This window comes from Clostridium algoriphilum, assembly GCF_020443705.1.
Classification (GTDB): domain Bacteria; phylum Bacillota; class Clostridia; order Clostridiales; family Clostridiaceae; genus Clostridium_AD; species Clostridium_AD algoriphilum.
The window spans coordinates 15,398-28,247 of record NZ_JAIZZK010000013.1; the positions used below are offsets into that span (position 1 = coordinate 15,398).

Genomic DNA, 12,850 nt, shown 5'->3' on the forward strand with positions numbered 1-12,850 from the left:
AAGGCACATATAATTAACAAGTAAATATGAGGACTTAGAAATTGACTATTATTATATAATTAATATTTTGGGGCATACTAAAAATGTAACTTTTTATTATTAATTTCGAATTATATTTCACATAAGTAGGTGTTTTTATGTATCATTTATTTCTTGCTTTTATATCAATTTTTATTTGTTATAAATACGGAGACTGGAAAAATTGGAAAATTTACTATCCAACTATATTATTTCTTATATTAAGTAATGTTGTTTGCACTATTTTAATATATAATCATCCATTTTGGTTTTATGAATGGAAAATATTAGGTCATACCTTTTGTGATTTATTCATTTGTATAACAGTTTATCCAAGTACAATAATATTACTCTTTACTAACTTTCCAAAAAAACCATCAAAAATAATTACTAGAATTTTATTTTATATAGCTATTTTTACCATAGGAGAACTAATTGGATTTAAATTAGGATATTTTTCTTACCGTAACGGATGGAACATATGGTATAGTCTAATATTTAATTTCATAATGTTTCCAATATTAATTTTGCATTATAATAAGCCACTATATGCTTGGCTTATTGCACTCATAAGTCCTCACATTTTGTTTTTTCTACTACAAATACCATATAGCAGTATAAGATAAAATTGATCTAAGTTATTACTACAGTTATATGTAAGTTATCCATATAACTTAATTTTATATTTATTATTTAAGATTCATTCAATTATTATAAATAAATAAATGAGCTATCGCATAAAAAACAAAGCATATAAGCTCTGCTTTTAACTTTAATATATATAATTACACTGCTGCATATATATATATTCTTATATTTTAATGTTAAAATATAAGAATATACAAATAAATATACTAAAGATATATATTATATCTTACAAGGAGGATAATCATGACAAATGAAGACGTGAAAAATGTGACTGCCGAAGAAGCACATAAGCTTATAGATAAGGATAATGAATTTGTCATACTAGATGTAAGAACTAAAGAGGAATATGATAATGGCCACATTCCAGGAGCAAAACTTGTACCAGTTCAAGTTTTACCTACGAAGCTCGATCAACTCGATATTTATAAAAATAAACCAGTACTAGTTTATTGCGAATCCGGAAGAAGAAGCCCAACAGCGGTAGATACTTTAGTAAGCAATGACTTTCAAAATGTCTACCATTTAAGTCGTGGAATAGCATCTTGGAAATATAATGTAACTAAAAGCATTTAGGAAATCTCCATAAAAGAGAGCACAGCAGTTCTCGTTTATCCTTTTATTTCATTTACCTTGTTAGAATTAACCCATTTATTGTAGAAATATTATATTTGTATCCATATGTCGAGAGGACGTGTTACATATATGTTAAAAGGATTTAAAGAATTTGCTCTTAAAGGAAGTATTTTTGATTTAGCAATAGCCGTTGTTATAGGTGCTGCATTTTCTAAAATAGTTACTTCCTTAGTAAATGATCTCATAATGCCTATACTTGGTATTATTATAGGTGGAATTAATTTTAGCAATTTAAAATATGACATACCCTCTTCTATAGCTGGTGGAGTTACTTTATCAATCAAATATGGATTATTTATTCAAGCTATAATTGATTTCTTAATAATTGCATTGTCGCTTTTCATATTCATAAAAGCTATGCAATCTGTTAAGAAAAAGGAAATAGAAAAAATTATTGACATTGAACCTTCAAATGAAGAAAAACTATTAACTGAAATTAGAGACTTATTGCAAGAAAAAGAATAATATAAAAAACTCCAAGTGAATATTTGGCTTGGAGCTTTTTTATGTAATTAACTATTATTACAATTGATTTATACATATAACTATAATATTAGAATCATAAATATATAAAGAAGGTGTTTATTTCGAATAAATTCTCATCTAAAAAGCAATTATTTTTAATATTACTTCTACCCTTAGGTATTTTCATTACCCAAATTTCTAAACTGTTTCCAGATTTTATAGAAGAATTCTATTCCTCGCGTTTTTATATAATAATTGCAGATATTTTAAGTGCAATTACAGGACTTTTACCCTTCTCCATTGCAGAACTTATAATTATTTTTCTTTCAGTGCTTACATTCTGGTACATATTTAAAACAATTCTCACAGTATATAAATATAGTAATAAACGATTAAATGTTTTAAAAAACTTTGTATTAAATATACTTGCAGCATTGGGGATAATATATTTTTCATTCCAGTTTTTGTGGGGTTTTAATTATCAAAGACTTACCTTAGATAATATATTTCAATTGAATGTACGTAAGTCGTCTTTAAATGAGCTCTCTTTGCTTTGTCAAAGCCTTGTAAATAGTTCCAATACTCTAAGAAAAGATATAAACGAAAATCAAAATGGAGTAATGAAACTTCCCTATAATAGAAATCAAATTTTATATATTGCTCACCTAGGTTATGACGAGGCTTCACTAAAATATACCAAATTAAAAGGTGACTATGGAAATCCTAAAGCTATATTACTATCTAACCCAATGAGTTATACAGGTATTACAGGCTTTTATTTTCCTTTTACTAACGAGGCAAATATTAATATGATGCAACCTGATTCCTCTCTCCCCTTTACAACGGTTCACGAGATGGCACATCAAAGAGGATTCGCTAGGGAAAATGAGGCAAACTATATAGCGTATATAGCTTGCATAAATCATCCAGACATTAACTTTAAGTATTCCGGGACACTTGCAGCATTATCATATTCATTTAATGCATTATGGAAAAGCGACCCTCAAAAATATAAAGAACTAATACTTACTTGTAGTAAAAGTGTGCTTAATGACTTGAAGTATAATCAGATGTTTTGGGAAGAGTACTCTGGTCCTATAGAAAAAATAAGTGATAAAGTTAATGACACTTATCTTAAATCACAAAACCAAGATTCTGGAACAAAAAGCTATGGTGAAATGGTGGATTTACTACTTGCTGAATATGTAAAAAAATAAGTTCTTAAATCCCATGTTTATAATAACACATGGGATTTAAGAACTTAGCAAAGAATAACAATTATTTTATTTTAAATATATTTATTTAAATCTTCTTGCAGACATGTAATCTGTTCGTGTTAATTGTGATATTTTAACTACATCCCCTGTATGTGGTGCATGTATATAATTACCATTTCCCATATATATACCAACATGGTGTGGACTTCCTGATCCAAAGAACACTAAATCTCCTGCTTGTAGATTTTCTCTTGACACATATTGTCCCTGAGTAATTTGATCATATGTAGTTCTACCCATGCCTATACCAAAATGTGCATACACATATTTAGTGAAGCCTGAACAATCAAAGCTATTAGGGCCATTAGCACCCCATACATATGGTGTTCCTAGGAATGTTTGTGCATATGCTATAATTGCATTCGAACTAGTTGATGAAGTCTGTTTTGGTTGACTTACTTGCTTAACTACTTGTTGTTGAGTCTTTGGTTGAGCCTTTGGTTGAACATATGTTTTAGTACTTGCTTGAACATTTTCTTTAGCTTTTGTTTGAACTTTTGCCACAGTTTTTGTTTCAGTTTTTGCTACAGCGCTAGTGCTTACACTACCTCTTGATGGTGTAATTACTGCAGTTTTTTTGGTAGCTATTGCCAAATCATACTTGCGTTTTTGATCAGCCGCTTCTTTTATCTGACCGGCTGTACCGTCCACTAAAGTCTGTGTTTCAGCCATTTTATTTTTATTTAATTCTTGCTGTTTTTTAGCTTCTACGATTAATTGACTTTGTTCTTTTTTCGTTATCGTAAGCTTGTCCAATTTATTCTCATTATCAGCTTTTAATGTTAGCACTTTCATCTTGTTATCATTAAGTGCTTTTTTCCTAACTTCAATAGCTTCCTTTTTATCATTTAATTCTTTAATAATTTTATTATCATATTCCACAATTTTCTTAACATTTTCTACTCTTGAAATAAGATCTTCTACTCCCTTAGAATCAAGCAATATTTCCACATAGCTATCTGCTCCATTCATAAACATAGCTCTCATTCTTTCATTAAATAAGGCTTCCTCACCCTTTATGTTATTCTCAGCTACAGCTATGTCTTTAGTAGATTGGTCTATATTTTTTTGAGTATTATTTATCTCACTTTTTGCTTTATCAATTCCTGAGTATATATTTTCAATATTTGAATCTAGCATTTCAATTGATACCTCTAATTTATCAGAGTTAGTCTGTGCCAGATTGTATGAGCCCTGTTGTTGTAAAAGCTTATTCTGTTGACTATTTAGTTGTTGCGTTAGTGTTCCCGCTAAAGTTGATACGCTTACTGACATAGTTAATCCAATAGCTATAAGTAAAGGTAGTATTCTTTTTCTCATTGTTATCCCCCCACATCAAATGTTGTAAAATCATCAATAAATTTCTTATTTTTATTTACTTTAATATTATAGCACTATATTTGGACAAATCATAACAAATAAATTAAGCAATTGGGATGATTTATAAGTGTTAGTATCGATATACTCTTATAATCATACGAATTAATCTATATTATAAATTATTCCTCCCTATCCCCAATATTCCATTAGAATATAGATAGTATATCATTTACTTTTATGTCTCTATCTGTTTTAACCTACGATGGGCGCCTTCATACTGAACAAAGTTTAATGTAAGTTCATTAAAACTTGTGTTCTTAGTCTAATTTTTTTCTTCTTATTTTTGCCCATACTACTATAATATGTACTTCTCCTTAATATGTGCATGAAATTTAGATTTTATAATATATTAAAATTTCTTAATTTGTATAATAAATAATTACAGATCTAATTATTCACTTTCTCCGTTACCCTTATGATTATATAAAGTTAATCTTTTCTCTTTTGTATCTATACGCTTATTCGTTGAGTTAGTTGTTGCCTTTGTAGACTCTTTAACGGATTTCTTTATAGCATCTTGCTCTATAACCGATGAGCCTACTATTGGCGTCACTACTTCCGCACTACCTACAGTATTCATAACTGTAGTTTCTTCTTTGTTACCATTTAAAACATACATACTCGCTAACATTATAATTAAAAAGCAAAAAAATCCTTTAATTGTTTTTCTAACTATACTTTTACTTATTATTTTTATTTTAGGCTTTTTAACATTTATATTTTCACTAATATTACGTTCATTTAAAACCGCTATTTTTTCAAAATTATCTTCTTTTAATACCTGCAAAACTTCTTTTCTTAGGTCCTCAACTGATATATATCTATCTTTAATATCAATCTTAACACATTTTTGTACTATTTCTTTTAGATGATTATTAATATAAACCTCATAATTTTCATTCAAGAGAGGTTCTATACCTGTGAGAGGAGTCCTCCCTTTAACCATAAAGTATACTAGCATACCAATGCCATATATATCTGTCTGCGTGCAACATTTTCCTGAACCATATTGCTCTGGAGCTGCATATCCATTAGAGCCTGCACACACTGTATCTTGCTCTGTGTCACTCTTATAAACTTTTGAAATACCAAAATCAATTAAAACAACCTTTCCACTTGGAGTTATCATTATATTCGATGGTTTTATATCTCTATATATGATAGCTGGATTTTGATTATGCAAATAGCCTACAATATCACATAAGTCTGATGTTATTTGGCAAACCCTTTCTGTTTCTATTCTACCGTTTGCCTGGACATATTCCTTTAGTGTTTGCCCATCTACATAGTCTTGAACCATATATAGATTGTTACTTGCATAAAATATATCAACTATCCTACGAATACCTGGATGGCTTAAATCTTTTAAAATTATAGCTTCTGTCAAAATATCTATATTTTTTGAATTTTGTATTACTTCTTTAATGGCCCAGAGATTTCCGAGCCTTGTGTTTTTACATAAATAAACTACACCCATTCCACCTTTTCCTAGGGTTTTCATTACTTCATATTTGTTATCTAATATATCACCACTATTTAGCATAATTCACCTCTTGTATAAATGTCTCAAAACTTATCCATATAACAACATACATATAAATATACATGTGTTAATTAATTATTATCAAAGTATAAAAAATTTTATAAATAAAAAATGCATTTGCTATTATTGTCTTACCACAAATAATAATATTTAGGCAAAAATAGAAAGCAAATACAGTTTAATTGTATCAAACTTTCTTTTAATTTACCAGATATTTATATTAAATGTTGAGTATAATATTTTTAACTTTTGTGTACCATTATTAGCATCTTGAATACAATAATACTGTAAAGCAAATTAAGGAGATGACTAATAATGGCCTTTAGTGCTAGGGAGTTATTGGCTAGAATAATAAAGTGCGAAGCTGGTGGAGAAGGCGATAATGGAATGAGAGCCGTTGCATCTGTAATTATGAACAGAGTTAATGTAGCCAATGGTGAATATCTTAGGATAGGTCAAGGCGATCTAAGAAAAGTAATATTTCAGGCAGGACAATTTGATTGTGTGGCTACTGAACTTGGTGGCTTGCCCAACCCACAAACCATATATGGAAGTCCACCGGAACAGATACATTACGATATTGCTGATTGGGCTATAGCTGGTAATAGGTTATATACAACAGGCGAGTCCCTCTGGTACTTCAACCCATTTCTTCCAGGTTGCCCTTACGAATTCCCTTTTAATGGTAGTGGTTCATTTCAAGTTGAAGTAGCTAAGCATTGCTTTTATAATCCCACCGCACGCTATTTTAAGACCTAATTAGGACAATTACTTAAATACTTCAAATAAAAAATATGAATTCAAGGAGGATTTTTTTATGTTTATATCACCACCCAACAACTTTACTGAATCTTCAACGTGGAATACTGACCCTATGTTTTCTGAACCTCCAATGGCACCTATGCCAAGATTTGGCATGAATGATGATACAAGGCAGTTGCCTATGTCTCCCTCCCCTACCACTACCACGGCTACTATGCCTAGTACCTCTACTACTAATCAGAACTATGAAATTGCAACTACCTCACCCATTGTAAACAATAGACTCTATACCCAAGGCTGGTTAATAGAGCAAATAGGTAAATATATAAAAATAGAATTTTTAATTGGAAGTAATATGTGGATTGATCGCGAAGGCATTTTACAAGAAGTTGGGATTAGTTATATCGTCATTAAAGAAACTGGTACAAATGATATAATAATGTGCGATATATACTCTATTAAATTTGTAAGAGTTTTTGATAATCAATCTCTTAAATGTCGAGAGTAACATAAACAATAAATTTACAGAATATAAATAAAAAAGATGCCCATAGTGAGTTTAGCTTACTATGGGCATCTCTTGTATTTATTTTATCTTTTCTACTTTACCATAAGTTACTCCAAACGTGTCCACAGTAACTGTTTTCATCTTTTGTTCTTTTTTAGGTTTGTCATTTTCGTCAGTTTCTACAGAAACTATTTTATCTACCGTTTCCATGCCTTCTGTAACCTTACCAAATGCAGCATATTGGCCGTCTAAAGCACTATTGGCTTTAACCATTATAAAGAATTGTGATCCAGCTGAGTCTGACTCAGAACCCCTCGCCATAGATATTACTCCTCTTTCATGTTTTAAAGTGTTGTTAAAACTGTTAATACTAAATTCTCCACTAATTGAATACCCTGGTCCACCCATACCGGTTCCATCAGGGTCTCCTCCTTGTATCATAAAACCTGGTATTATTCTATGAAAGGTTAATCCATTATAAAATCCACTGTGAATTAAAGATATGAAATTCCTAACAGTGTTAGGCGCAATATCTGGATATAATTCTATCTTTATAGTTGATCCATCTTGCATTACTATATTAACCAATGGATTTTTGTCATTAGCTCCTTTTTCTGTTACAATTTTCGTTTGTGTTTTAACTTCTTTTGAAGGTTCTACTGTTTCAGTTGCTTTAGAAGTACTCGTAGTCTTATCCTGCACCTTACTAGCACAACCACCTGCAAACGCTACAAAAATCAGTGTAATTAACACCAACCTTGTTTTGAGTGTTTTTATCCTTTTCATTTTTAAACGCTCCTTTATATCTCACATAACTTTAATTCAACACACTTGATTTTATTAGTTCCATATTTCCTTCGATTGTATACTTTATTCCATTTGATATATAAATTGTTTCTTCTTCTTTCAACTCAATTTGCTCATTATTGGCTTTTATTACTCCTTCACCACATATCACAGTAAAGCTATGGAAACTATCATTAACTATATTTACATAATTACTTTTTACAATAACTTTTTCAACTTTAAAATATGGTGTCTCTAATTTACTAAAGTTATCAATTCGTCCACCTTTATTTTCACCTTCATAATCTATGACATCTAAGGATTTTTCAATATGCACTTCCCTACCACGTCCCCAATCATGAAGTCTATAAGTAATATTGCTGTTCTGCTGCACCTCAATAAGCTTTACGCCTGCTTCTATAGCATGTACCGTACCCGCTGGTATATAGATGAAATCTCCCCTTTTAATAACAATTCGCTCTAAGTAATTTTCTAAATTACCCTCTTTTATGATTACCCTAAGCTTGTCTTTATTTAAGCCCTTCTTTATTCCAGACACCAATGTTGCTCCTGGTTTTGCATCTATTATGTACCAACACTCTGTTTTCCCATTAGCATTTTCAACCCTTTTTGCATACTCATCATTTGGATGTACTTGTACTGATAAAGTATCTTCTGCCTTTATAATTTTATTCAGTATAGGAAAATCATCTCCACATCCTAAAATATCGGATAATTCTTGACCTTCATAAATCCCTTCATCCACTGTAGATTTTCCATCTTTATGGCATGATAACACCCATTTTTCCCATCCCCATATTTTCTCACTTAAATATGGCTTTAATTTCAAAATTAATCCTTTAGACATTACAACTCCCCCAATACTTATTAATAATTTAAATTATAACCTAACCCTTTTTTATTGCAAGGCTTCTGCGATATTCTTATTCGTTTTACTTTTTAATTGTTTTCTCCCATCTTTGCTATAATAATATTCGCCTCTTTTTTATTACCACTTGGACCACACACATTAATTTTGCCATTATATTTATCGTCTATTTTTCCAAGTCTTATAATAACTTCATTAAAGTCTTTTGAAGTATTTAATGTTCCATTAACTTCATATTGCCCAGTTTTATCATTTTTAGTTTCTATAAAATCACTGTATCCCAAAGTCTTTAAAATGTTATTTTTCGCCCATATTCTCTTTAAAGTAATCTGTTCTTTAACGCCATCTACTTCAACACTCCCAGTAAACATATAATTTAAAGATAATTTCTTTTTTAATTCTCCAACAAGTTTTATTTCTGTGGATTTTTGAAACTCACTATTCTCATCATACATATACCCACTATAGTTTCTATCAATGCTAACAGGTCTAAAATATATGATTGATATTAATATTATACCAATAATTGCAATTACCATTGACGCTTTTAAAGCTGATCTATCCATATTTATCACCTCAAATCTTAATTGTTTCATTTAATAATATCTGTATGCATCTTTAACTATACACAATATTATAAACTAAATTATCTTATAGTACATCATTAGGATGATTTCTATTAATTGTAAAATTAATAACACTTTCACAATTAATGAAATAAAAAAATAAAAGAACTAGACATTATACTCTGAATGTTGGAGAAGCTAGTGTAATAAGTATCTTATTAAATTTTAGAAAGGTGGCGATATTTATGGCAAGAAAACATTCGAAAAATTACAATTACACTACACAGGAGCAAATTATAATTAAGAAAAATGATGACGCTAGATTACCCAAACGACTTGGTAGAGAAGAAAAAATCCAAGCTGCTTCAGAAGGAAGTAAAATAGAGTAATTTTAATTTTACTTATTGAAAAATAAAAAAGAAAAAAATTAACCTTTAAATTTATAAAGTACATATATTGATACAAATGCACTTTGCTCAATATATGTACTTTAGTTAAAAATCATTTATCACTGCAATTCTATTTCTCATAGGTACTTTATTATCTTACCTATTTAACCTTCCAAGTAGTTCCTTCCTTAGTATCAAGAAGTTCTATATTCATAGCTATAAATTCATTTCTTATTTCATCTGCTCTTGCAAAGTTTTTACTGACTCTAGCTTCTGCTCTTTCAAATATAAGCTTATTTATAAGATCCTCATCTACATTTGTAGTTTCCTTTTCAATAGTCATAAGGTCTAATGAAAATATTTTATCAAAATTCTCTATAAGTATAGATTTTTCTTTATTATTAAGTTCACCATCTTTTAAAACATTAAAAAGTACAGTAAAAGCATTTGCTATATTTAAATCATCACTGATATATGATGAAAATTTCTCTTTGTATTCTCCAATTTTCTCATCATTAGTTACATCATTTTGATTGATAGAAGTTAAAACTGTAGCTATTCTCTCTTTAAGTTTTTTATAACCATTTCTTGCATCATTTAAACTCTCAAAACTGAACACTAACTGTTTTCTATATTTAGATTGAAGACAGAAATACCTATAATCAAGTGGGCTAAATCCTTCTTCTTCAAGTGTTGACACTGTTAGGAAATTACCACTAGATTTTGACATCTTACCACTATCTAGCACTAGAAACTCTCCATGCATCCAATATTTTACCCATTTATGTCCTATTACTCCTTCAGATTGAGCTACTTCATTAGTGTGATGTATAGCTATATGATCTACTCCACCACAATGGATATCCAAATATTCACCAATATATTTAAGAGACATTGCCGAGCACTCTAAATGCCAGCCTGGAAACCCCTTGCCCCAAGGTGAATCCCATTGCATAATTTGTTTAGAAAACTTAGAGTTTGTAAACCATAATACAAAATCAAGTGGATTCTTCTTATTAGGATCTATTTTTATTCTGCTTCCTGCTTCTAATTCATCTATACTAAGATGTGCAAGCTTAGTGTAATCTTCAAACTTATCGATTTCAAAATATACATTTCCATTAGATTCATATGTGTAACCTTTTTCTTCTAATTTTTTTATTAGATCTATCATATCCTGTATATGTTCTGTAGCTTTACATACAATAGTTGGTCTTTTTATATTAAGTTTTTTACAATCTTCAAAAAAGGCGTCTTCATAGAATTTAGCTATTTCCCATACAGTTTTATGCTCACGTCTTGCGCCTAAGGCCATTTTATCTTGACCATCATCTCCATCTGATTGAAGATGCCCTACGTCAGTGACATTCATTACATGTTTAACTTTATAATTTAGATACTCTAATGATTTTTTAAGCACATCTTCAAAAATATAAGTCCTTAAATTACCTATATGTGCATAATTGTAAACTGTAGGCCCACAAGTGTACATACCAACCTTACCTTCTTTATAAGGTACAAACTCATCTTTATTTCTAGTCATAGTATTATAAACATTAAAACTCAATATATTCACTCCTTCTAAAATAGTACAATAATCTCCACAATTTTTTAGAAATTCTTACTAATTCAATACTTGAACTTAAAAACATAAAAAGCTACACGAATGATGCAGCTTGGACTTAACAGTATAAAAGTAACATCAACTAAAATGAATCACAAAAAAATAACATATATATAAATATTAACATACTAATAGGATAATGCAATAATATATCTTAATAATCTTTTATTTGTTAACTATTTATAACTATAAAGAAAGGAGCATATAAACAAAAGTTTATGTGCTCCTTTCTTTATTTTCTATCAGCAGACTGTTTTTTAGTAGTACGGTTTTGGTTTTTTGCAGTTTCTCTAGTGATTGGAGTATCATAGTTACTCTTTTCTAACCTAGAAAACTTATTATCGGGTTGGCTATCTTTAGGCATAAAAACATCTCCCTTATTTATATTGATATATATAGGTTTTGCTATTTCAAAGAAAATATGCTACTTTATTAAAATTACAAACTCGTTTTAACATTATATTTGTATTATTGCCATTAGTCCTTTTCTTAAACATTTTTAATATTCTTGCAGGCGCTTAGTGAATCTTTTAAAAATCAGCGGTGCACCCACTGTAATCCACAAACCAATTATGAAATATCGTAGCAAGTCCGAAAAAATGTTAACAGGTAGAATTCCCTTCAAAGCAATTTTTAATGTTATAAGTATACCTATTCCAAAAAACAATTTAATCAGTTGATTTACTTTAGTATTTCTAACATCATACTGTACATATTTTTCTTCTATTATATATCCTGCATAAAAACCTAATACCGTTCCAACTATTGTATAATAACTTTTTTCTCTAAAAAATAGCATTCCAATAAGCATAGGTAGAATAATTATCATTAATATCCATGTCTTCTCCGTTGATAGGGCATATTCAAAAATGTAATTAGAAATTAAAGTCCAAATAAATGCAATTACTATTCCACCCGCTACATCTATTGGATAATGAAGCCCCAGATATAGCCTAGAGTATCCCACTAAAATTATTGCTAAAATGCCAACTAAATAAATCCATTTCCTATGAACATGTATAATACAAGAAATCCAAAATGTTGCAGACCCCTGTGTGTGTCCACTTGGAAAAGATGCTCCTGTAGCAGTTCCCACTCTTAATGACCTTATTCCATCAACTCCTATAGGCCTAGCTGCATTAATTATATTTTTCAAAGAAATGTTTACAATTGTACTTGTAAGTAATGCAAAACCTAACTTATACCCAAACTTTTTATTAACGCACCAAAATATTACAGCAGCTGCAAGAATGTAAAAATACTCTTCTCCAGTCATCGTAACTATTTGAAAAAACATATCCCTAAAAGGAGATATAGTAGATTGTATAGATTTAATAATTTCTATCTGCATGTTGTCCTCCT

General features: G+C 29.7%; 15 protein-coding genes. 7 read left to right on the forward strand and 8 right to left on the reverse strand.

The genetic code is table 11. The annotated features are described in order from the left end of the window. Positions 1-137 precede the first annotated feature (137 nt). From LGK95_RS22820 to LGK95_RS10915, 4 genes are all read left to right on the forward strand, one after another. On the forward strand, positions 138-644 hold the full coding sequence (locus LGK95_RS22820) for a CBO0543 family protein (RefSeq protein WP_404814420.1): 507 nt from the start codon (positions 138-140) through the stop codon (positions 642-644). Between the two features lie 265 nt (positions 645-909). Further along, entirely contained in the window at positions 910-1,239 is a 330-nt protein-coding gene (locus tag LGK95_RS10905) for a rhodanese-like domain-containing protein (RefSeq protein WP_226124818.1), read from the forward strand. Between the two features lie 129 nt (positions 1,240-1,368). Next, positions 1,369-1,764 carry a large-conductance mechanosensitive channel protein MscL gene (gene mscL / locus LGK95_RS10910; protein ID WP_226124819.1) on the forward strand — a complete coding sequence of 132 codons (396 nt, stop codon included), beginning with the start codon at positions 1,369-1,371 and terminating at the stop codon, positions 1,762-1,764. Between the two features lie 113 nt (positions 1,765-1,877). After that, positions 1,878-2,981: a DUF3810 domain-containing protein gene (locus LGK95_RS10915; protein ID WP_226124820.1), complete on the forward strand. Its 1,104-nt coding sequence runs from the start codon at positions 1,878-1,880 to the stop codon at positions 2,979-2,981. Positions 2,982-3,062: 81 nt separating this feature from the next. On the opposite strand, the gene LGK95_RS10920 is transcribed toward LGK95_RS10915, so the two are convergent. Then, positions 3,063-4,361 carry a C40 family peptidase gene (locus tag LGK95_RS10920; protein WP_226124821.1) on the reverse strand — a complete coding sequence of 433 codons (1,299 nt, stop codon included), beginning with the start codon at positions 4,359-4,361 and terminating at the stop codon, positions 3,063-3,065. A 451-nt stretch (positions 4,362-4,812) separates the two neighbouring features. Next, positions 4,813-5,964 carry a serine/threonine protein kinase gene (locus tag LGK95_RS10925; protein WP_226124822.1) on the reverse strand — a complete coding sequence of 384 codons (1,152 nt, stop codon included), beginning with the start codon at positions 5,962-5,964 and terminating at the stop codon, positions 4,813-4,815. Positions 5,965-6,279: 315 nt separating this feature from the next. On the opposite strand from LGK95_RS10925, the gene LGK95_RS10930 reads away from it, so the two are divergent. After that, positions 6,280-6,723, forward strand: coding sequence for a cell wall hydrolase (locus LGK95_RS10930; RefSeq protein WP_226124823.1), 444 nt, complete (start codon positions 6,280-6,282; stop codon positions 6,721-6,723). Positions 6,724-6,781: 58 nt separating this feature from the next. Beyond that, a complete protein-coding gene (locus LGK95_RS10935; RefSeq protein WP_226124824.1) occupies positions 6,782-7,234 on the forward strand; it encodes a hypothetical protein in 453 nt (150 codons plus the stop codon). A gap of 78 nt (positions 7,235-7,312) precedes the next feature. On the opposite strand, the gene LGK95_RS10940 is transcribed toward LGK95_RS10935, so the two are convergent. The 3 genes from LGK95_RS10940 to LGK95_RS10950 form a co-directional block, all read right to left on the reverse strand. Then, entirely contained in the window at positions 7,313-8,020 is a 708-nt protein-coding gene (locus LGK95_RS10940; protein WP_404814421.1) for a peptidylprolyl isomerase, read from the reverse strand. A gap of 31 nt (positions 8,021-8,051) precedes the next feature. Continuing rightward, on the reverse strand, positions 8,052-8,888 hold the full coding sequence (locus tag LGK95_RS10945) for a type I phosphomannose isomerase catalytic subunit (RefSeq protein WP_226124825.1): 837 nt from the start codon (positions 8,886-8,888) through the stop codon (positions 8,052-8,054). 92 nt (positions 8,889-8,980) lie between these two features. Beyond that, the gene (locus LGK95_RS10950) at positions 8,981-9,505 is read right to left on the reverse strand and encodes a hypothetical protein (RefSeq protein ID WP_226124826.1); all 525 of its coding nucleotides are present in this window, start codon (positions 9,503-9,505) and stop codon (positions 8,981-8,983) included. Positions 9,506-9,720: 215 nt separating this feature from the next. On the opposite strand from LGK95_RS10950, the gene LGK95_RS10955 reads away from it, so the two are divergent. After that, positions 9,721-9,864, forward strand: a complete 144-nt coding sequence (locus LGK95_RS10955; protein ID WP_226124827.1) for a hypothetical protein — start codon at positions 9,721-9,723, stop codon at positions 9,862-9,864. 160 nt (positions 9,865-10,024) lie between these two features. On the opposite strand, the gene cysS is transcribed toward LGK95_RS10955, so the two are convergent. The 3 genes from cysS to LGK95_RS10965 form a co-directional block, all read right to left on the reverse strand. Continuing rightward, on the reverse strand, positions 10,025-11,431 hold the full coding sequence (gene cysS / locus LGK95_RS10960; RefSeq protein ID WP_226124828.1) for a cysteine--tRNA ligase: 1,407 nt from the start codon (positions 11,429-11,431) through the stop codon (positions 10,025-10,027). A gap of 289 nt (positions 11,432-11,720) precedes the next feature. Further along, positions 11,721-11,852, reverse strand: coding sequence for a hypothetical protein (locus tag LGK95_RS22420; RefSeq protein WP_264174533.1), 132 nt, complete (start codon positions 11,850-11,852; stop codon positions 11,721-11,723). A gap of 135 nt (positions 11,853-11,987) precedes the next feature. Beyond that, positions 11,988-12,839 carry a phosphatase PAP2 family protein gene (locus LGK95_RS10965; protein ID WP_226124829.1) on the reverse strand — a complete coding sequence of 284 codons (852 nt, stop codon included), beginning with the start codon at positions 12,837-12,839 and terminating at the stop codon, positions 11,988-11,990. Positions 12,840-12,850: the final 11 nt, after the last annotated feature.